A 20,487-nucleotide genomic window follows, 5' to 3' on the forward strand; every position below is an offset into this window, starting at 1 on the left:
ATGCTTAATGTAAAAAATATCGATGTCTATTATGGAGCTATACACGCCCTGAAAAATGTGAGTATCACAGTAAATCAAGGCGAAATCGTTACGTTAATTGGAAGCAACGGTGCAGGGAAGTCGACATTATTGAAGACGCTGTCCGGGTTGTTAAAACCAAAAAATGGCGAAATCGTGTTCTTAGGCAAGACGATCACGGGGAGTTCCGTTCAGTCGATCGTATCGGAAGGTCTTATCCATTGTCCTGAAGGCAGACGAGTATTTGCGAATATGTCCGTCGAAGAGAACCTGGAACTCGGTGCGTATTTACGAAAAGATAAAGAAATTAAAACAGATATAGGTAAAGTGTATGAGCGATTTCCGCGACTTCTTGAAAGACGGAATCAGCAATCGGGTACGTTATCCGGGGGCGAACAGCAAATGCTTGCCATTGGCCGAGCATTAATGGCGCGTCCCAAGCTGCTGCTGCTGGATGAACCTTCTATGGGACTTGCTCCTTTGTTAGTGCAAGAAATTTTCTCAATTATTGAAGAAATCAACCGACTAGGCACAACCGTACTGCTTGTAGAGCAGAACGCAAATCAAGCATTGAAAATCGCCCATCGGGCATACGTGTTGGAAACAGGAAATATTGTCCTTACTGGAGATGCCAAAGAACTAGCTGGATCTGAAGAAGTGAAAAAGAGCTATTTAGGTGGCCATTAATTACGAAACTAAAGTTTTACACATATAAATCTTTAGTTAATTTGAGAAAAGGGGAATTTCATATGAACAAGAAATGGATTACAACAGCAGCCATCATGACAATTGCTTTCAGCTCTATCGTAGGTTGCAGCAAAAGCGGAAGTTCAAGCGACACGATCAAAATCGGTGCAAATTTTGAGTTATCTGGAGGTGTCGCTTCTTATGGGAACTCCTCCATGAAGGGGATTAATCTTGCAGTGAAAGAGATTAATGCTGCGGGCGGCGTTTTGGGTAAAAAGATTGAAATCATTCAGGCTGATAATGCTTCGAAATCAGAAGAAGCTACACGCGTTGCACAGAAATTAATTTCTAATGATAAAGTAGTTGCTATAGTTGGGCCCGTAACGTCTACCAATGTCCTTGCGACTGTACCTGTTGCCATGGAGAAGAAAATTCCAATACTAACGGGTTCAGGCACGAATCCAAAGATTACGGTTGATGAGAGAACCAACAAAGTAAATGATTGGGTTTTCCGTTCTTGCTTTATTGATCCTTTCCAAGGTAAAGTTATGGCCGATTTTGCTTCGAAAAGTTTGAGTGCGAAGACAGCAGTTGTGTACTCAGACGCTTCAAGTGACTATGCAAAAGGGCTGGCTAAATATTTTACTGAAACATTTACCGCGAATGGCGGGAAAGTTGTAGCAGCAGAATCCTACCAACAAAAAGATGCAGACTTTAAAGCTGTACTTACACGTATTAAAGAAAAAAATCCAGATGTTGTGTTTATTCCAGGGTATTATGAAGAAGTAGGTAAAATTGCTAAACAAGCTCGTGAACTTGGCATCAAGGCTCCATTGTTGGGCGGCGATGGTTGGGATGCTCCGCAGCTGGTAGAAATCGCAGGTGCTGAAGCATTGAATAACACATTCATGTCCAATCACTATTCAGTGGATGATACTACACCGGAAGTTCAGCAATTCGTTGCAGCATTCAAAAAAGAATATAACAATGAAGTGCCAGATTCTATGGCAGTTTTGTACTATGACGGTTTAAAAATGATCGTAGACGGACTTAAGCGGGCAGGCAGCACAGATGCAGAAAAGCTGAAAAATGCTTTGGCTGCTACCAAAGACTTGAAGCTAACAACAGGGGTCATTACATTGGATAAAAACCACGATCCTGTCAAATCAGCTGCCGTAATCGAGTTTAAAGGTGGAAAACAAGTATTTAAGACAAAAGTAAATCCATAAATCACACACAAAAACCCGAGGAGCAATTGCTCCTCGGGTTTTTTGTACGCCTCACAGTCACACATTCGAGGTGGTTTTATTGACTACGCACTGAGATGCCTATGAAGTAAGCATCGTTGGACCTGACCGATTTCTCACTACTAGCGCTGAGAATTCCTATACTGCAAAGGCGATAGATCGGTCCAACGGCGGAACTGTCTGCTGAAACTGCCTAAACACGAGAAGCCCAGTTTCTCACTAATCACTTCCATAGAAAGGCCGGAGTGTAGAATTAATGCCTCCGCCTTTTTTAATTTGAGCATGCTTAAATATTGACGAGGAGCAATACCATAAACCTTTTTAAACACCTCATTGCAATGGCTTCTGCTAATATAAAGTTCTTGAGCAACTCCATGAATAGTGATCGTGGAATCCATAAATTCATGGAGCTTACGTTCAATGGTATTTGCTAGTTCAATTTCTTCTATGTTCAATATCTTGTTATGGAGAACAATACGGTCATTAGGAAGCGATATTAAGTTCAGTATTTCCACTAATAACTGAAGAATCGTGGATTGAAACAACAGCTTTTGAATCGTTGTTAAATCGCCATTCTCCGTTGATCTTTTTCCGATCGCCGCCTGAATGTCCTTAAACAAGTTCTGTAATTTGGAAAAGGGTCCACCTAAATGAACATAATTCATATTCATTAATTCGTTTCGAACCTCAACATCCTCTAAATCAAAATGCATCGAAAAGTAAGTTAGGGCATCTTTGGATACATTGATCGTGCTGTGGCTAACTCCTGGACTGATCAATAACCAATCCCCACATTTCATTTCGATAGATTCTCCATGAATCCATTCCATGAAGGTTCCTGAATGACAATATAGAAGTTCATAGCCTTTATGATTATGCAGATTATACGACCACCCAACCTCCACAGTTGTAAAATGGGTATGCCCTATGGAGATGGGGCTTTTCATTGCACTAAGCCTGAATGGCTTCTCCAAACGGCATCACTCTCCTACTTCTTCTACTTTAATTTTAACGACAAATGGTTAAATTTCAAGGTTATCATGTGGTTTCTGTAAAGGTTTCGGGCAGTTACAATTACAGTAACAAACATCAAAAGGAGAAATGTTGCGATGGCCATCTTACTTACGAAAGAGCAATTAGAATTTTACAGAAAGAATCATTACTTGCATGTGAAAGGTGTTATCCCAACAGATCTTTTGGACCTTGCTACTGGGGTCATCATGAAATGGGTCGATGAATTGGTAGAGAAGTGGATCAAAGAAGGATTGTTGAAGGATAAACGAGAGGATCTTGATTTTCAACATCGTCTTGTCGAACTATGGGGAGCAGCAGGTAAACCTAAATATAGCCGCAGCCCGAGGAGAGATCTAGTTGGTCCTGCTATGTTTAATTTCTTCAAACATCCTGTTATGTTGAATGTGGCTTCGGATCTACTTGATACGTCGGAGCTTTCTGTTCACGGCATCTTTAATGCAAGACCAAAGTTGCCAGACCAGAAATGGACTGATACTCCTTGGCATCAAGATGCCCAGTACTATCGGGATGCTGAGAATGTACATGTTCTATCCATGTGGATGCCTTTGCAAAAGGTGACAGAAGCTAATAGCTGCTTGCAAGTTGCGCCTGGATTTTTTACAGATACCTTGCTAGAAGGCGCGATTGACGAAGAAACCAACTTCCTGGGGCTGCGCAAAGAGGACGCCAGCAAATTGAAAGGTCTTTCAATAGAGATGGAACCAGGAGATGTGCTCTGTTTCAATCAACTACTTCCTCATAGGGCTCTTCCCAACAAATCAGATCATGTGCGTTGGTCCATGGACATTCGTTATGAAGCCACACCAACCGCTACTGCAAGTGGGAAGGCTCAGGGTTTTATAGCACAAAGCCTTAACAGTCCCGAATCAGAAGAAACGTATGAGCAGTGGTTAGAGAAATGGTCGAGTATACCAATCGGAGCGTATTAGAAACTATAGTTTAACAAACAGGCAGTCGATCACTTGTAGATCGGCTGCTTTTCTTTTTTCATGTGGAGTTAAAAAAAATTGTTCACTGGACACTGGACAGTAACATTATTACTCGCAGCAGCGATTATGTTAAGTGGTATCGGGCAACTGATGCAATTTGGGGGGAATGTGGAGTTAGTGACAAACCTCGGTTACCCATCATACATCTTGACGATTCTCGGGATTTGGAAAGTGCTTGGAGCCATCGCTCTCGTCGTACCAGGTTTTCCGCGACTTAAAGAATGGGCTCACGCTGGTATCTTCTTTGTAATGACTGGTGCGGCCTTATCTCATATATTTGCAAACGATTATGGTGAATACGGGTTTCTTATTTTCCTTCCGCTTTCATATGCTGCATTAAATATCTTCTCGTGGGCGCTACGTCCGAAGAGCCGCAAACTTTAGAGGTTCGGTGAAATATATCATTGCTGTTATTCGAACAAGGATAGATATTTTTCCATGTTTGTAAATAAGATGTTCTTAGAAGTCCACGAAAGTATGAAAGAACTTTATTTAGCAGGAGGTTACTATGAAAATCACATCTGTTAAAACGAAGCTTATTTCAGTACCATTCCCGACCCCCATTCGAGTATCTACGTTTTTCATTAGTAAAAGAAATGCAATCATTGTCGAAATTGAGACGGATGAAGGAATTACCGGAATGGGATATTTGCCTATCCTGGGTCAAGGCAGCGAAACGATCAAAACATGCATGGATCATGACATTGCCGATTTGCTAATCGGCGAAAACCCGTTGTATCGGAATAAGATATGGGAAAAACTTTGGTGGGCGCTCAACATGATTGGCCGCAAGGGAGTTGCACTTTATGGGATATCCGCGGTGGATATCGCCCTCTGGGATTTGGCCGGGAAGCTTCAGAATACGTCGATTCATGCGATGCTTGGGCCTTATGCGGATCAGGTTAAAGCCTATGGAAGCGCTGGATTCATGGCATTATCTGAGGGGGAGCTTGTCGAGGAAGCAGAAAGTTATATTTCTCGAGGATTTAAAGCGTTTAAGATGAAAGCAGGGTTCCCGGATTTAAGAATCGATCTTAAACGGGTGGCCGCCGTTAGAAAAACGCTGGGTGCGGATATCGACATTATGGTTGACGTGAATCAGGGGCTTGATGTGGCAACAGCCATTCAGTTCGGAAGAGAGCTGGAAAAGCTCGGCGTATACTGGTTCGAAGAACCTGTTCCTGCAGACGATATTATTGGTCATGCGGAGATCGCCAAAGCGCTGGATATCCGGATTACGACCGGCGAGACCGAGTATTCACGATACGGGTTTCGTGACCTGATTGACAGGAAAGCCGGAGACATTCTGATGATTAATCTCAGAGCGGGGGGGATTACCGAGGCGCTCCGCATAGCCAATATGGCAAGCGCACATCGAATCCCGGTCACTCCACATCTGGCGTGGGAGCTTCAAATCCAGGTCTTTGCCGCCATTCCCAACGGAGTCTACATAGAGTACATGGATTGGTACGATGATTTGTTTGAAGAGGTTCCGCAAATCAAGGACGGTATGGTTACCGTTTGGAATCGCCCCGGGCATGGGCTGAAATTCCGTGAAGAGATTATTCGGAAGTACGTTGTCAATTAGTTATTAGTGAAACCGAGATGGCTGCGGCGCTTTTTTCGGCTGTTTTGATCGGAGATAATGATGGAAGATGGATAGGGTATCTGCACCTGAAAAATAAAAAAGCCATGAAATTCAATGGATGTTGAATTTCATGGCTTTTTAGAAATCATTTATCTTCTAGCGTTGAAGCCGATAAAAGCTTTTGTGTTGAAATCGAACACGGCTGTCAACGGTCCAAGCAGCTCATCTTGGTCTGTGTTGAAAGTAACCGTCACGAAATTGCCTTTCGCAGCTTGAACGTCTGCGAGCAATTTCTTCTGCTCGTCTGTGGAGGCCAATACGCCAACCTCGTTAGAGGAGACAATCTGAACGGCTGCTTCATCTTGCTTCGTTGTAATATGGGACGCTTGCTCTTTCACTTGCGCCCATGCCAAGTTGCGATATTCCTGCGCTGTCTCTGGCGACATTTTCGGAGTGCCTGTTACAGGCGATTGAGCCTGAACAACGAGAAGGTACACAGGGCTTTGCGGAGGAAGGCTTTTCGTTTCAAATGGACCGTAGTAGGCTTTTACTTTCGTGCCGGCTTTCAGGTCCTCCCAATTCACGGATTCGCCTTGAGACGTCATGACGCGAGTTTCTTTACCGCCGTTAAGTACCAAACTGTCGCCTAATTGAACTTGCCAGCCATCATCTGTATGTTTCACTTCTTTGATTGTATCTTCTTTGACCGAGCGGTCTGCGTGAACGTTAATGCTTACAGCTTGGGCTTGGCCTGGATAGCTCATCGCCATTGCTGGTCCGAACTCGGCGTCGATTTGAGTACCGGCTTTAAGATCGGCTGCAGTTAGCGTTTTACCGTCTAGGCTCTTAATGGCTGTCGATTTGTCTACGTTTAAAATAACCCATGTGCTGCCGAGCAGCTCGATGCGGGTATTACCGTCTTCCTTAGCCTGTACGCTTACGATCACACCGGATGCAGGCATCAAGTCAGCCACTTCCGCTTCGTCCAGCTCGATTTCTTTGTTCGCTTCATCGTAATTTACCGAATACCCAAGCTGAGTCGCAGCGTCGCGTACTGGGAGGTATGCTTTTCCATCGATGTAGACGGGCGTTAGCTTGCTGTCTTGTCCATTAACAAGAATCTTTACATCTTTTTGTAAGTAACCTGTAACCTTTTCTACCAAATCCTCAGCTCCGACTGCAGCTGTTGTACTGAGTATCCCAGCTACAGTTAATAGTACAGTTAGTTTCTTCTTCATTTTTTAAAGCTCCTTCCGATGTTTGAAGTGTAGCGTCAATCATGTTGACAAACCTTCAGACGGAGGTCGGTTCGAATAGGTTGCAGTTTTCCAAAATTATGTTGTAAGATTTAAGCAATCTGGAGCTGTAAATATATTAGAATAAGGTATTTTTATATACAGGGGGATTCTAGCATTGTATGAGATAGTGTTTTTTGATGTTGACGGGACCATATTAAGTGAAGTAGATAGAAGCATACCTGAAAGCACAAAATTGGCTATAACAAGGCTTAGTGAAAAAGGTATTAAGGTCGTTGTTGCAACGGGGAGGCCACATAATTTGTGCGAAGAACTAATTGCACTCGGAATTGATACGATAATATCAGCAAATGGAGCACTTATTAAGGCTAAAAATAATGTTATTTATAAGTCAGCGCTTTCTGCAAAAACTGTTCGTGAACTATCAAGTTTTGCCGAGCTAAATGGACACAGTCTTTCCTATTTTACAGATTCGATTTCGATGAACGGATTAGGTGTAGAAGAAAAACGTGTTAGAGGTGCTCTTTTAGAGACTCTAGGTCTTAATCATTGTCCCAAGAAATTGGAAGCACTCTCTGAAGAGATTTACTGTATGTGTTTGTATGCTGATGAGAGTGAAGCTCAAAAATTTATTGATAACTTCCCGCAACTGCGGTTTGTACGTTTCCATAGTTATGTAATAAACATTCTTGAAAAACAAGTGGTCTCTAAATCGGAAGCAATCAAAAAAGTACTGGATTATTACAACATTGCCGTTAGCAATTCTATCGCTTTCGGTGACGGTGGTAATGATTTAGATATGTTAGAGTTCGCTGGCCTGGGTATTTCAATGGGAAACGGTGAGGAACGTCTTAAACAAAAGGCAGATTTCGTTACCAAAAAAGCAAGTGAAGATGGCATATACTATGCCCTAACTAAATTTGGCGTTATTTGATTCATCTCTTATAACTGAGGATGAGTGTAAAATAAAGTTTTACTAAATTATCTGCGCCACTGCGAGGGTGACAGACCCATATACTTTTTGAATACTGTGGCAAAATGCTGGCTGGTTTTATAACCTAGATCCATTGCAACGGTTGTGACGCTGACTTCTTTCTGAAGAAGTATCTGACAGGCAAGTTCAATCCGTAGCCGATCCATATAATTAGCAGGTGACTGTCCATGCATAAGATGGAACACTCGGTAGAAATGGGACTCACTTACGCCGACCTGATCAGCGAGGTCTTTATTAGTCCATCTCATTTCTGGCGCTGCTTGAATGGCTTCAGTCAATGTAATCATGGCCTTTTGGAGATCAAATGAGATTGGACGGTTAGAGGACGGGCTCAGCATTTGCAAAATAATATCGAGTACATAATGACGAACTCGGCAGGAGGCGAGTGGCTCGTTATGTTCAATGATATCTCTTAGCTTGGTGAATGGTTCACGAACACGACTATCCACGGACAAAATCCTCGGTAGCTGCTGCAGTTGGTTATGGATCTCCATACGGTCTTCATCTTGTAAATTTAGCCACCCGGCATGCTCGGAGGGATCCGATAGAATCATCCACCAAATTCTGCAGGGCTCGATGAAATTAAGACGTGCACGATGCCATTCTCCAGGTCGGGTGTGGAAGATCTGTCCGGTGTGGGAAGTGAATAATTGACCGTCTACCTCCCAAGTGACCTTTCCGCTGTCCACGAATACATACTCGTACGATCGTTCATGCTGGTGGATGATTAGAGGAGAGGCTTCTTGAAAGCGGTCATAGCCCAGCATAATTAATTCAGGTAAATGGGATAGCTGATCTGACTCTGGAAATTCATACACCCAACGTGCTTTTTCCGTCTTTATTTTCACCATAGTCACGGTCCTCCGCGTTTCTAATGATCTCATATGTTTCCAATCCTATTTGATAGGTATTGGAAAGTCAATGCTCATCTGCTGGTCTACAATAAAGGTAGCAAGTCACTTTGACCAAGAAAAGATGAGGTGTTCATCATGGGAGTTATTTCATATAACATCACAGCAGCGGATAAAGAGAGGTTTGATCAAGACGGTTATTGGATCAGTCCGAAATTACTGGATGACGAGACGATCGAGCGTCTTCGCGGCGCGCATGAGCGCATATGGAAGAAAGATTATGATGGAGCTGGCATGCCGCTGCATGTGTTCAAACTTTCGGAGAATCCACATGCTCTTCGTAAATTCGATAATGGCTGGTGGATTAACGATGAAGTTCGAAGTGTCGTCACGGATCCGAATTTAGGAGAGATGGCTGCGAAGCTGCTGAATGAGGATGAGATTCGCCTATGGCATGATCAAGTGATCTACAAGCCGGGTACTTCAGGGCAAGAAACAACAGCTGGGAATGTGGGCTGGCATCAAGATTACGGCTATTGGCGATCAAGCAGCACAACGAATATGGTAACCGTTTGGATTGCTTTGCAGGACACAGACCTGAATAATGGCGGTATGATGACGATCCTGGGTTCACATAAGTGGGGCGCAGTCGAGGGAAGTGATACGTTCTTCGAACAGGATATGACGAAGCTGAAGCAGCGTTTTGCAACGCGTGATTGGATTGAGGAGCCTTGTATACTAAAAGCTGGTCAAGCGAGCTTCCACCATGCTCTTACATTCCACGGGTCGGCAACCAATTTCACAGATCAGCCTCGGTTGTCTGTTGTCGCTCATCTCATGCCTGGAGATACACGCTACAAAGAGGGCAGAGCTCGACATGATAATGTTCGATTGCTCGGGCCTCGTCCGCAATTTGGTCAGAGGTTCGATAATGAATTTTTCCCGTTACTGTATAAATCCAGATAGCGCAACAACAAGAGGCTGCCGAAATCATCGGCAGCCTTTTCGGTTAGCGGGCAATGAAGCCATCGACTAACATCTTACATGTTTGCGTTTGAAACCAAGCTGCCCTCTATCTAGGCCCTTTTGAATATTTAAGGAAGCTTGTAGGAAACTGCTTTTTTTCGTATCCTTTTTGACTTCTACTGGGCCTACTGCCATTGCGGTCTCGACGGCCTTATCATGGAGCGGCTTATAGGATATCCCCACTGTGGAGATAAAATTACTCATTGCGTATTTCGTTCTTTCGGGTGAATCGTGAATGGTATTTCTCACAATTTCGAGCATATTGGCAATTTTGCTTTCGGAAAATTCACTGTCCGGGCGATTCCCCAAAAGCCAGCAGTAACAACTCCAACCCGCTGACATTCTCAATTCTTCGCCGCTTGCGATCCATTTATCGGCAACTTCTTGAGCTATATTGGCTTCTGCCAAGGTTACTGCAACTACATAATCGGACAGCATATAAAAATAAGCCGTATCCATCCACCGATCATAATCGGCCACAGTCATTGCATTGGGATCTGCTATAATGCCTGCAAAGTACATCGCGTCGTAGTTCCCTGTGGCGTAAAGCTCTTCAGCCAAAGGTTGATTTATTTTAGTTTTTTTGAAGATGGGCTTCATTTCGCCTGTCGCTACGCCAAAAAGCGGTTCGTGAGCGCCATTGGACATGTAGATCTTCTTGGTTCGTTCCTTGCCGAGCGCTTCAAGCTCCTGCATAACCATGTCTAAGTTCATTATTTAACACAACCTTCTAATTGGAAGTTTTCCCTTAAGGTTTAAGCTATCTATTAAGATTATATCAGATTTTAAAAGTATTTCTAATCCTGAAAAGACTCATAAAAAAACCACCCCTTCAAGTAGAAGAGGTGGTTCACTGTATATCTTACTTTTTAATATCTAAACGAATATCGCGACCGTCATCTTGGACGGATACTTCTTTACCGGCAGCGTTCAAAGCATTAACATAGCTAACCCATGCATCAAGCATGATTGCTCCGTCTTTCCAGTCCTTCACTTCACCGAAAACAGTGAATCCGTCACCTTTTCCGGTTGCCATGAAATCGTTGGTCGTTACTTTGAAAGTTCGGCTAGTATTGAATTTACCGTCTACATAAATCGGAGTTCCATCGACTAAGGTAATCTTAGTAAAACGATCTCCATCCTTACGCGTGTTATCCCATTCTACCTTAACACCGGAGAATTGAAGGGCAGGAAGCTTCGTGTACTTATCCAATACTTCAAAAGCAGTCTTAATCTGTTCAGCTGTCATTGTTCCAGTCACATTATAGTTTCCGAATGGAAGGACTTGGAACATTTCACTGTAGGTCAATTCGCCTTTGTCAACATCAGCGCGAACCCCGCCGATATTCGTGAATGCGATATCCGATTTCTCAGAAGTGCGCATTGCATCTGTGATGATGTTGCCGAGCGGTGTAGCGCCATCACGGTCTTGATTGCCATTCATATCGAAGCGGAATGACTTGCGGCCAAGATTATCAGTAACTTTGGCTTCAACTTCGCCAGATTTCTCAGCGATTTTGGATTTATAGCCATCGACAATATTTTTTACATCTGCGTCAGCTGTGGTTAAATTCGTATAGGTTTCCAAAAGACTAGCATTGGAGGAAACAACCTTTTTCGTCGTTTTATCTAAGTAAAGTTGAATGTGACCAACCGCATACAACCAACTTTGTGCTTCAACAACTGGAATTCCGTTAACAATACCAGCCACGCGCATGTGAGAATGACCACCAACGAGAGCATCCAGTGTGCCGTTCCCCGTGCCATTAGCAAGATCAGCGAGCTCACTAATAATTTGCTTGGATTTGGCATCCTGTTCACCCGGCAGGTGAGAGGTAACCATGATAACATCACAGCCTTTTGCACGAAGCTCTTCAGAAAGCTCCTTAGCGATAGGTGCTGGGTTTGCGAAGCTTAAGCCTTCAATATTGGTAGACTTGGTAGTCGTTGTTGTTTGCGGAGTTGCAAAACCGATAATACCGATCTTAAGCCCGCCGCGTTCGATGATGACATAAGGCTCAGCCCAATCTACGCGTTTACCTGTTTTATCATCAATAATGTTAGCGCCCATAATCGGGAACTTAGCTTTCTTGATGTTAGCGATTAAAGTATCTCTACCAAAATCGAATTCGTGGTTACCGATGGCAGCAGCGTCATATTCGACCTCAGCCATTGAATCTAGCACGGATTGACCATTCGTCGTATTCGAGATGAGAGTTCCTTGCCAAGCATCGCCACCGTCAACTACAACAGTTCCGGAAGGATTAACAGCACGGAAATCGTTTACAATACCAGCTAGAGTTTCGATTCCACCTTGTGCTTGATTACGCTTTTTATCAAAACCTACTTCAATTTGTCCATGAATATCATTCGTTGTAAGAATATCAACTAGTTTAAAAAGTACCGGTTTAAGAGCTGTAGCAGTCTCACCACGCGTAACTTCAGCAGTAGGGTTAAAGTTGCCATCAAGAGCAGGGTTGAAAATACCTGAAATAACAGCATAAGCTACGTATGGGCGTGCCCAGGTTGCAATAGAAGCACTATCTTTAAAGTAATTCAGTACTTGTTCATTTACTTTAGGGGCTTGTCCACCTGTTAGTGTCTTAACAATCAGAACAGCTAACTCTTGACGACTCATTTTCGCGTTGGGATGAAACGTACCATCCTCAAATCCATCTACTAGATTAGCGGCAACCGCATTCGCAATGGTCTGCTTTTGCCATTCTACCAGATCACTAAAGGTTGCTTTTCCAAGATCGGCTTGCGCCAATTTGGCTGCACGGCTAAGCATCGTCACAACTTCAGCGCGAGTAGCTAATTGTTCTCCCCGGTAGTTGGAGTCGCCATAGCCTTCAATTGCACCGTTGTCAACAGCAAGCTGCATATCCGTTTTCGCGGTTACGGCACTAATCGGCATAACACTTACGTTGTCTGCCGCTAGGGCAAAGCTTCCTGTTAGTGAGCTTACCAAAGCTGCTACTACGACAGATGAGGCAAGTCTAGTTTTCAATACTTTTTTCATAATTTCCTCCTAAAATATCTAAATCTATCAAATAATAGTAAACCTATACTAGTATAGAAAAATAATTGACCATTGACTAGTAAATTTTTTATATTCATAAAAAAAATCCTCTCACATAAAAGTGAGAGGATCGTAACCGATTCATATTGTCCGCTATTATTTAAGTCTTTTCTTAATACACCAGCTTAGCGGAAGCACAGAATAGAATGTTACTGGAACAAAAAAAAGAAGAACCGGCACAAAATGCCGATTCTTCTTTATAAAAAACATATTTACATGTAATGAAGCTTTATGGTAAGATCGAAAGGATATTGTCGTTTCGATTAAAAATGTTCATAGTTATTTCATCTTATCTATACTTAAATTTTAGCATGTGGATTTGCAGTTTGTCAACTTTTATTTTGTTTTTTTCACACAAGGAATAAAAGGAGTGTGTTTCTGAAGATGGTAAACGAGAAGGAATTGCAACAGGAACAGGAACGATTGGAACTGGTAACGAAAAAATTGCAAGCTTCTATCACCGAATTGGAACCAGAGGTAGATGGACTGCGTGATCAGGTAACAGACATTCGCAAGCGGTTTTGGGAAGAAGTGACGATCAGCACAAGTTCCGCAGAAGATTTCGAAGAGGCATTTTACAGTATGAAGCAGCAAGAAGCCGTGTTGTCCGAACGGGAGCGCAGTCACAGACAACGGATGCAACGATTGAAGAGTATGAAACGGCTGCTGCCGTCTCCTTATTTCGGACGCATCGATTTTCAAGAAGATGGCACAAATTTCAATGAGCAAATTTATATCGGTGTATCCTCCTTCGTTGATGTAGACGGCATAAACTTTCTAGTGTTTGACTGGCGAACACCAATTGCAAGTATGTACTATGACCATTCTCCTGGAGCGTCTGCCTATGAAACACCTGGCGGTCGCGTAGAGGGTAAGATGATGTTGAAGAGGCAATATCAGATCCGCGAAGGTCAGCTGCACAATGTATTCGACACGAGCGTTACGATTGGAGATGAATTGCTTCAGCAGGTGCTTGGCAAAGGCGCAGATACACAAATGAAGAGCATTGTGGCGACCATCCAAAAGGAGCAAAATGACATCATTCGCAACGATAATAGCCCTATGCTCATCGTACAGGGGGCGGCCGGCAGCGGAAAGACGTCAGCAGCACTGCAACGGGCAGCCTATTTGTTGTATAAGCATCGCGATAAGCTTAAAGCGGACCAAATTGTTCTTTTCTCACCTAATCCGATGTTTAACAGTTATGTATCCACGGTTCTTCCTGAGCTTGGTGAAGAGAATATGCAACAGACGACCATGCAGGAATATCTAGAGTATTGGCTTGGAAGCACATTACGTCTAGAGAACCCGTTTGAACAGATCGAATATGTACTGACGTCAGCATTATCGGATGGATATGAAGCGCGAATGAGCGGGATTCAATATAAAGCATCTGAAGTTTTTTTGCATGCGCTCCAAAATTATGCAAGTTGGCTGGGGAAAGAAGGCATGCTATTTCGCAGCATCCATTTCCAGGATCGCGAGTTAATTACCGCGGAGCAAATGGCCTTGCAATTTAACAGCTACGACAACGCCATCCGCCTGGCTAATCGCGTCGCTCTATTGCAGGAATGGATCCTGCAAAAGCTGACTTCGCTAGAGCGTAAAGAGCGGAAAGCGGTATGGGTGCAAGATGAACTCGATTATCTCGAGACCGAGCAATATGCCGAAGCCCACAGGGAGATACTTAAGAAGTACCAGCAAGAAGTGCCGGTGTTTAATTTTAACGAACAGTATATCGAATCTTATGAGATGTCTCCTGAGAAGCAGGAGGAAGGAAATGATTTTGACTTTGCCGTGCAGGAAGAAGAAGAGCTGTTACGGAAGATGATTGTGAAAGAGCATTTTAGACACCTGAGACAAGACGCGAAACGGTTAAAATTCATAGATATCATCGGGCTGTATGATCAGTTGTTTGCTGATGAGACAGCTTATCGGAGCATGACGAATGAAACAAAGGTGCCCAAGAAGTGGCCGGAAATATGCAATCAAACGAAGGAGAAGCTAAGTCGGCTCGAATTGTTTTATGAGGATGCGGCGCCGTTCTTGTACTTAAAGGAACTTGTCGAGGGCACTCGGAGGAATACCGAGATACGGCAACTATTTATCGACGAAGGTCAAGACTACTCGCCATTTCAATTCTTCTTCCTCAAGCAGCTGTTTCCTCGTGCCCACATGACTGTTCTAGGAGATTTCAGCCAAGCGATCTTCCCTCAGGCAACGAATCTGCATGAAGTGAATTCGCCATTGATTAGGCTCTATGGGGAAGGTGAAACAAAACTGATCCGTCTTGTTCGAAGCTATCGCTCAACCCGCGAGATTGTGGCGTTTACGAAGTCGCTTCTGCCTCTCGAAGAAATCGTGCCTTTTGAGAGGAGCGGCAGGAAGCCGCGCCTCATCCAGGCTAGCAGCAGCGATGTGAGGGCTGTGCGAATCATAGAGGACCTCACAGCACTAAGAGGTGAAGGCTTCGACTCCATTGCCGTCATTACCAAGACAGCAGCCGAAAGTCGTGAGGCTTATGAAGCTTTGAAGTCACAGGGGAGTGAAGCGCTGCGGCTTATTACCAAGGAGACGACCACCTTTGAGAAGGGAGTGATGGTTATTCCTGCCTACCTCGCGAAGGGTGTTGAGTTCGACGCGGTCCTAATCTACGATGCTTCATCACAAGTATACGAGCGGGAAAGCGAACGCAAGCTCTTCTATACAGCTTGCACGCGCGCGATGCACAGGCTTTCGCTTTACACGACGCAGGGATGGACATCATTTATTAAATCATTGGATCCATCTTTGTACGAGGTGGATGCGTTTGCCACAGATATCAAATGACTTAAAGGCCTTATACCAAAAAGCTGAAGCCTGTAAGAAAGGCTTCAGCTTTTTATTCATATCGCTTTTTGAGCAAGGCTCATTTCCACACACATGAGAATAAAGGCGCCAGCGCCGTGCAAATCGTTCTCACTGGTAGGCCGGGCAATATAGTGGGCATAGTCTCCGATCCCTGTACCGATACAGATCTGCCCGATAATAACGTTGCCGTTCTCATCAAACTTCAGCGTATCAATGACACCTTGGTAACCCTTCCATGCGTAGGGGAGATACTTGGCGTCCAGATAGCCTAAACGCACGGCCTTGGCAATGGCATGCACATACAAGGCCGTACAGGAATTTTCCAGCCAATTATCCGGTTGGTCAGCTTTATCGACAACCTGATACCATAGGCCAGTTTCGGCATCCTGGTATTTCGTCAGGGCGATGAGCAGATCTTGAAGAATGCTTGTCAGCTTATCTTTATCCTTATGGTCCTCGGGAAGGTATTCGAACATTTCCAGCAAGGCGACAGGGTACCATCCGATCGCACGCCCCCAGAACTCCGGTGCCAAGCCAGTAATGGGGTCAGCCCAAGCAACTGCTTTGGTTTCATCCCATCCGTGGTAGAGCAGGCCTGTATGAGGGTCTTTGGTATGCTTCTCCATCAGGATCGCTTGGAAGGTCATCATGTCAAAATATTCGCTTTCACCGAATGTCTTACCGAACTGGGTGGCAATCGGCCCAGCCATGTATAACCCGTCCAGCCACATTTGATTCGGGTAACGTCCCTTATGCCAGAAACCGCCCGATGGATTGGTTGGCCATGACTTTAAATGGGAGACAAGCGTGTACAAGGCTTTTTTATACCGCTCGTCGCCTGTTTGCTCAAACAGGTTAAAAAGAAGCACACCTGGCTGAATATCATCAAGCTCATCCGGGTTGTACTTTTTGATGCTGCCATCTGCAAGGATTTGGCTGTCCACCCAACGCTTGATATAAGTATAGTATTTATCTTCCTTCGTTTCCCGCCAGCATTTCTCCATACCTGACAGAAAGACGCCTTGATGATAGTGAAACCGGTCCGGCGGAAGCAGCTCCGGCTCAAATTTGAACATTAACGCCTCACAAGCCTTCTCAGCCCATTGGATGGGGGTTAGTTCCTCTTGTGATTTTACCTTCATATTGGCAGTTGATTCTGAAGAATTCATCTTGTTAACTCCTCCTTCTTATACGCTAAGCCTATTTTAGCAGAGGAAAATGTACATTTTTTGCGAGAATACCCTATTTCTTCTTATATCTTGCGGTAAATGAGGATGGGCGTATAATAAATAACAAATCGCATGAAAGGCGGAGCATAGGATGGGAGATTTTCAATACGATAACGGTGAGGGGACCCTCTCTGTATCCTACCGGAAGGCGTTAAGTCACCATATGCCGACGAGCCATTTTCATAGTACATACGAAATCTTCTATTTAATGTCTGGGAAACGGTCATTTTTTATAAAAGACAGGACGACGATCATCAACGAGGGAGATATCATTATCATTTCTCCGAATATCCTGCATCGGACGGCCAATACGGAAATGCCTAAGCATGAGCGACTCATTGTTAATATTCATGAGAATTATATGGCCTCGGTGAATGATTCCTATCGGGATATTTTGCAACCACTATTTGAGAACGAGTACATCATCGTAAAATGTCCACTACATGATAGGCTTTCCATCGAGGCGCTTGCACAGAGCATTATGATGGAGATACAGGAGAAGAAGCCTGGCTTCGAGATGTACGCGCAGACATTGGTGCTGCAGCTGCTTATTATTTGCTGCCGACATGTGAAACAAAACAGCATGGAGCCGATGGAATCTCCAAGCCCCATGCACGAAAGAATCTCGGAGGTTGTTCGTTATATGAATAACCATTACTCGCAGGAGCTGGGATTGCATCTACTGGCGGAGAAATTCTATGTGAGTCCCTATTATTTAAGCCGTTTTTTTAAAGAAGCGACAGGGTTTACGTTCGTGGAATATTTGAACAGTGTCAGGATCAAGGAAGCGAAGAAGCTTCTGGAGCAAACAACGATGAAAGTCAGTCTAATTGCCAAGAAGGTCGGTTTCGGCAGTGTTACACATTTTGGCCGAGTTTTTAAATTAGTGACAGGACATGCACCTTTATATTATAGAAGGGACAAGTAAATCTTAGTGAGGTGAACGCGCCAGCGGGGATCACGGTGCTGCGAAAGGGAACGACGTTCCGCTATTTCGCGAGAAAAAGGTATTCTTTTAAGCTAACGGAACGTGGTTCCGCTAATCTCTTGGTTTTAGGAGATTTAGTTCACGAATTGACCACATAGCGGAACTACGTTCCGTAACTTTTCGATTTTGTGATTTTTTAGGTAAATAGCGGAACGACGTTCCGCAACTTCGGCGTGTTGCAGAGATGTCGCGATCCAGAGCGGTAGTATCGTGATCCACTCGTTCCTTTTACGCCAATCGCACCACTTCACGCCCCTCACGTCACTTATGCCAACCAAACTCCTCTTTTAGATAAATTAGTGCACTAACGTTTCCTGATGTATACGTGTCCCCTCCGTTCGCAATGTTATTCTAACGTAATCTTTCATCGGACCCCTCTGCATTTTAAACAAAATTAACGGTATTTTGGATTAACCTTTCCATTTTCAAACGAGATAATAGACATGTAAAGAACACGATTGCAAATTGGGGAGGATATACAGATGAAAAAGGTCATGATCACTGTTCTATCAGCTGCACTCTTTCTAACAGCATGTGGAAGCACAGGTACGAAGAGCGGCACGGATAACAGTGCGAGCCCGGCGGCAAGTGTAGCGCCAACGGCTCAAGCGAAGAAAGATCCGGTTACACTTCGTGTTGCTTGGTGGGGCGGACAAGCACGCCACGATTATACGCTGAAAGTCATCGAGCTTTATCAGCAGAAAAATCCGCATGTGAAGATTGAATCCGAATACGCAGCATTTGACGATTATTGGAAGAAGCTTGCACCTCAGGCGGCAGCGAATGGTTTACCGGACGTATTCCAAATGGATATTTCGTATTTGACACAGTATGGCGGCAGAGGTCAGCTGGAAGACTTCGACGCTTACACGAAGAATGGTGTTCTCAATGTGAAAGACATCAGCGAAAACAATCTTTCCGGTGGTAAGGTAGACGGCAAGCTTGTTGCCATTAACGCAGGCTCGAATGCCCTTCAGGCAACTGTAGACCCGCAAATGCTCAAAGATGCTGGCATTACCGTGAAACAAGATTGGACATTAGCGGATTGGGATGCAATGGGCGCGCAGTTGAAAGCGAAAGGGAAAATGCTTGCTTCTGAGCTTCGTCATGATGTCTACTTCCCGTTCTTTTTGAGAGGTAAAGGTCAGAAAATGTACGCAGCCGATGGCACTACTCTTGGCTACACGGATGATAAACTATTTATTGAATTCTATACGATGTACAAAAAATGGTATGATTCCGGTTACCTGCTTCCTTTGGAGAAAGTAGCTCAGAAGAAAGGAACACCGGAAGATGATGAGGTCGTGCTTAACAATGCAGTATCTTCCAACGGCTGGTCCAACCAATTCATTCTTTTGAATGCAGCTGCGAAGCGTCCGCTTGACATCCTCCCAGTACCAGGCTGGAGTCAGAACAAAGCGTTGTTCCTGAAGCCAAGTATGTATTGGACAGTTGCCAAGTCATCTAAAGTGAAGGAAGAAGCCGTTCGATTCGTTGACTTCCTCATTAATGATATCGATGCTAACAAAATCATTAAAGGCGAGCGCGGTGTACCTGTTTCTTCCAAGGTGAAGGAAGCGTTAATGCCAGATCTGACGCCGGAACAAAAGAAAGTATTTGAATACGTAGCTTGGGCAGAGAAAAACAGTTCTCAAATGGATCCTCCAAACCCAGTAGGCGCCGTTGAAGTTGATAAATTGCTCAAAGATACCGCAGAACAAATTCTGTATAAAAAACTGACAGTTGAAGAAGGCGCAGCTAAATTCCGTAAGGACGCAACAGCCATTTTAGCGAAAAATAAGAAATAATAAGAGAAAGCTCGCACATGACATTGTCATGTGCGGGAGCTTTTTTTTGCATTTTATAGAGGTAAGTAACTTACCTAATCTCATGTGAATGGAGAATGATACGATGGAATCAATTCTTCAAGAAAAAATTGAGTCATTACGCTTTGAAATGATTAATCAATTATTAATGAATGGTAGCCTTACGCATGATAAAGTCGTATCCGTAAGTCAGCTGTTAGATCGTTATATATTACTGTATCAAAAGCTCATTCTAAAAAAAGCAAAATTGAAATTGATTAGCTAGAAAATAAATACTAGTTAGGGGGTGCGCTTAGATTATGAGCGTGCTTTTTTGCTTTGATGGGGAACTAGTGACTACAAGAGAAATTAGCATTGCTGCCCATAGGTCAGGGAGGATGACGGAGGTCCGTTTATGGTAAAATAGTTTAAAAAGGCAGAATGCCTGCATCCATCATTGTTTACATTGGGGAGGAGATCGACGATTGGCTACCTTAAAGAAAACGTTAAGAATTTGCAACAAAGGACACAAATACTATAAAAGTACCGACTGTCCGACCTGCCCGACTTGCGAACAAGAGCTGAAGCCTGAATCCGGATTTCTTTCAACACTCTCAGCACCGGCCAGACGAGCTTTGGAGAACAATGGCATTACGACTTTGCAACAGCTATCAAGCTGCAGCGAAGCTGAGATTCTAAAATATCACGGTATGGGACCAGGTTCATTACCCAAACTTCGAGCTGCTTTGCAGACGAATGGGCTGTCATTCAAAAGTTAATCAACTGTAAAAGCATAAGAACCAACCAGCGAGGATTGAAGATCGCTTTTTCTGTCAAAAATA

The 20,487-nt window shown here is 43.9% G+C and carries 18 protein-coding genes; 12 read left to right on the top strand and 6 right to left on the bottom strand.

Annotated elements, in window-relative coordinates; genetic code table 11:
• Entirely contained in the window at positions 1–705 is a 705-nt protein-coding gene (locus AC58QC_RS11950) for an ABC transporter ATP-binding protein (RefSeq protein ID WP_497415364.1), read from the top strand.
• Positions 706–767: 62 nt separating this feature from the next.
• The gene (locus AC58QC_RS11955; RefSeq protein WP_497415365.1) at positions 768–1,934 is read left to right on the top strand and encodes an ABC transporter substrate-binding protein; all 1,167 of its coding nucleotides are present in this window, start codon (positions 768–770) and stop codon (positions 1,932–1,934) included.
• A gap of 140 nt (positions 1,935–2,074) precedes the next feature.
• Here the strand turns inward: AC58QC_RS11955 and AC58QC_RS11960 are convergent, their stop codons facing one another.
• The gene (locus AC58QC_RS11960) at positions 2,075–2,926 is read right to left on the bottom strand and encodes an AraC family transcriptional regulator (protein WP_497415366.1); all 852 of its coding nucleotides are present in this window, start codon (positions 2,924–2,926) and stop codon (positions 2,075–2,077) included.
• Positions 2,927–3,061: 135 nt separating this feature from the next.
• Here AC58QC_RS11960 and AC58QC_RS11965 point away from each other — a divergent pair, with 135 nt between their 5' ends.
• From AC58QC_RS11965 to AC58QC_RS11975, 3 genes are all read left to right on the top strand, one after another.
• Complete coding sequence (locus tag AC58QC_RS11965) at positions 3,062–3,916, top strand: phytanoyl-CoA dioxygenase family protein (protein ID WP_497415367.1); 855 nt, start codon at positions 3,062–3,064, stop codon at positions 3,914–3,916.
• 78 nt (positions 3,917–3,994) lie between these two features.
• Positions 3,995–4,360, top strand: a complete 366-nt coding sequence (locus AC58QC_RS11970) for a DoxX family protein (RefSeq protein ID WP_497415368.1) — start codon at positions 3,995–3,997, stop codon at positions 4,358–4,360.
• Positions 4,361–4,484: 124 nt separating this feature from the next.
• The gene (locus tag AC58QC_RS11975; protein ID WP_497415369.1) at positions 4,485–5,564 is read left to right on the top strand and encodes a mandelate racemase/muconate lactonizing enzyme family protein; all 1,080 of its coding nucleotides are present in this window, start codon (positions 4,485–4,487) and stop codon (positions 5,562–5,564) included.
• Between the two features lie 149 nt (positions 5,565–5,713).
• Here the strand turns inward: AC58QC_RS11975 and AC58QC_RS11980 are convergent, their stop codons facing one another.
• Positions 5,714–6,802 carry a stalk domain-containing protein gene (locus AC58QC_RS11980; RefSeq protein ID WP_497415370.1) on the bottom strand — a complete coding sequence of 363 codons (1,089 nt, stop codon included), beginning with the start codon at positions 6,800–6,802 and terminating at the stop codon, positions 5,714–5,716.
• Between the two features lie 175 nt (positions 6,803–6,977).
• Between AC58QC_RS11980 and AC58QC_RS11985 the strand changes: the two genes are divergently transcribed.
• A complete protein-coding gene (locus AC58QC_RS11985) occupies positions 6,978–7,754 on the top strand; it encodes a Cof-type HAD-IIB family hydrolase (RefSeq protein ID WP_497415371.1) in 777 nt (258 codons plus the stop codon).
• 47 nt (positions 7,755–7,801) lie between these two features.
• Here the strand turns inward: AC58QC_RS11985 and AC58QC_RS11990 are convergent, their stop codons facing one another.
• On the bottom strand, positions 7,802–8,665 hold the full coding sequence (locus AC58QC_RS11990) for an AraC family transcriptional regulator (protein ID WP_497415372.1): 864 nt from the start codon (positions 8,663–8,665) through the stop codon (positions 7,802–7,804).
• 138 nt (positions 8,666–8,803) lie between these two features.
• Here AC58QC_RS11990 and AC58QC_RS11995 point away from each other — a divergent pair, with 138 nt between their 5' ends.
• Positions 8,804–9,631, top strand: a complete 828-nt coding sequence (locus tag AC58QC_RS11995) for a phytanoyl-CoA dioxygenase family protein (RefSeq protein ID WP_497415373.1) — start codon at positions 8,804–8,806, stop codon at positions 9,629–9,631.
• 66 nt (positions 9,632–9,697) lie between these two features.
• Here AC58QC_RS11995 and AC58QC_RS12000 read toward each other — a convergent pair whose 3' ends face one another.
• Both AC58QC_RS12000 and AC58QC_RS12005 read right to left on the bottom strand, forming a co-directional pair.
• A complete protein-coding gene (locus AC58QC_RS12000) occupies positions 9,698–10,405 on the bottom strand; it encodes a DNA alkylation repair protein (protein ID WP_497415374.1) in 708 nt (235 codons plus the stop codon).
• 148 nt (positions 10,406–10,553) lie between these two features.
• Complete coding sequence (locus tag AC58QC_RS12005) at positions 10,554–12,713, bottom strand: 5'-nucleotidase C-terminal domain-containing protein (protein WP_497415375.1); 2,160 nt, start codon at positions 12,711–12,713, stop codon at positions 10,554–10,556.
• Positions 12,714–13,157: 444 nt separating this feature from the next.
• Here AC58QC_RS12005 and helD point away from each other — a divergent pair, with 444 nt between their 5' ends.
• Positions 13,158–15,602, top strand: coding sequence for an RNA polymerase recycling motor HelD (helD, locus tag AC58QC_RS12010; RefSeq protein WP_497415376.1), 2,445 nt, complete (start codon positions 13,158–13,160; stop codon positions 15,600–15,602).
• 56 nt (positions 15,603–15,658) lie between these two features.
• Here the strand turns inward: helD and AC58QC_RS12015 are convergent, their stop codons facing one another.
• Positions 15,659–16,792, bottom strand: coding sequence for a glycoside hydrolase family 88/105 protein (locus AC58QC_RS12015; RefSeq protein ID WP_497415377.1), 1,134 nt, complete (start codon positions 16,790–16,792; stop codon positions 15,659–15,661).
• A gap of 151 nt (positions 16,793–16,943) precedes the next feature.
• On the opposite strand from AC58QC_RS12015, the gene AC58QC_RS12020 reads away from it, so the two are divergent.
• The 4 genes from AC58QC_RS12020 to AC58QC_RS12035 all read left to right on the top strand — a co-directional run bounded on the left by AC58QC_RS12020 (position 16,944) and on the right by AC58QC_RS12035 (position 20,424).
• Complete coding sequence (locus AC58QC_RS12020) at positions 16,944–17,780, top strand: helix-turn-helix domain-containing protein (protein WP_497415378.1); 837 nt, start codon at positions 16,944–16,946, stop codon at positions 17,778–17,780.
• A 542-nt stretch (positions 17,781–18,322) separates the two neighbouring features.
• Positions 18,323–19,648, top strand: a complete 1,326-nt coding sequence (locus tag AC58QC_RS12025; protein ID WP_497415379.1) for an ABC transporter substrate-binding protein — start codon at positions 18,323–18,325, stop codon at positions 19,646–19,648.
• Positions 19,649–19,751: 103 nt separating this feature from the next.
• Positions 19,752–19,931, top strand: coding sequence for an aspartyl-phosphate phosphatase Spo0E family protein (locus AC58QC_RS12030; RefSeq protein WP_497415380.1), 180 nt, complete (start codon positions 19,752–19,754; stop codon positions 19,929–19,931).
• Positions 19,932–20,130: 199 nt separating this feature from the next.
• On the top strand, positions 20,131–20,424 hold the full coding sequence (locus AC58QC_RS12035) for an RNA polymerase alpha subunit C-terminal domain-containing protein (protein ID WP_497415381.1): 294 nt from the start codon (positions 20,131–20,133) through the stop codon (positions 20,422–20,424).
• Positions 20,425–20,487 lie beyond the last annotated feature (63 nt).

Source organism: Paenibacillus sp. J22P51, from assembly GCF_059692215.1.

What these genes read in the sequence shown, in the direction of transcription:
- AC58QC_RS11950 (WP_497415364.1), top strand. Translation starts at nt 1, where the DNA reads ATGCTTAATGTAAAAAATATCGATGTCTATTATGGAGCTATACACGCC.
- AC58QC_RS11955 (WP_497415365.1), top strand. Translation starts at nt 768, where the DNA reads ATGAACAAGAAATGGATTACAACAGCAGCCATCATGACAATTGCTTTC.
- AC58QC_RS11965 (WP_497415367.1), top strand. Translation starts at nt 3,062, where the DNA reads ATGGCCATCTTACTTACGAAAGAGCAATTAGAATTTTACAGAAAGAAT.
- AC58QC_RS11975 (WP_497415369.1), top strand. Translation starts at nt 4,485, where the DNA reads ATGAAAATCACATCTGTTAAAACGAAGCTTATTTCAGTACCATTCCCG.
- AC58QC_RS11980 (WP_497415370.1), bottom strand. Translation starts at nt 6,802, where the DNA reads ATGAAGAAGAAACTAACTGTACTATTAACTGTAGCTGGGATACTCAGT.
- AC58QC_RS11990 (WP_497415372.1), bottom strand. Translation starts at nt 8,665, where the DNA reads ATGGTGAAAATAAAGACGGAAAAAGCACGTTGGGTGTATGAATTTCCA.
- AC58QC_RS11995 (WP_497415373.1), top strand. Translation starts at nt 8,804, where the DNA reads ATGGGAGTTATTTCATATAACATCACAGCAGCGGATAAAGAGAGGTTT.
- AC58QC_RS12000 (WP_497415374.1), bottom strand. Translation starts at nt 10,405, where the DNA reads ATGAACTTAGACATGGTTATGCAGGAGCTTGAAGCGCTCGGCAAGGAA.
- AC58QC_RS12005 (WP_497415375.1), bottom strand. Translation starts at nt 12,713, where the DNA reads ATGAAAAAAGTATTGAAAACTAGACTTGCCTCATCTGTCGTAGTAGCA.
- helD (WP_497415376.1), top strand. Translation starts at nt 13,158, where the DNA reads ATGGTAAACGAGAAGGAATTGCAACAGGAACAGGAACGATTGGAACTG.
- AC58QC_RS12015 (WP_497415377.1), bottom strand. Translation starts at nt 16,792, where the DNA reads ATGAATTCTTCAGAATCAACTGCCAATATGAAGGTAAAATCACAAGAG.
- AC58QC_RS12020 (WP_497415378.1), top strand. Translation starts at nt 16,944, where the DNA reads ATGGGAGATTTTCAATACGATAACGGTGAGGGGACCCTCTCTGTATCC.
- AC58QC_RS12025 (WP_497415379.1), top strand. Translation starts at nt 18,323, where the DNA reads ATGAAAAAGGTCATGATCACTGTTCTATCAGCTGCACTCTTTCTAACA.
- AC58QC_RS12030 (WP_497415380.1), top strand. Translation starts at nt 19,752, where the DNA reads ATGGAATCAATTCTTCAAGAAAAAATTGAGTCATTACGCTTTGAAATG.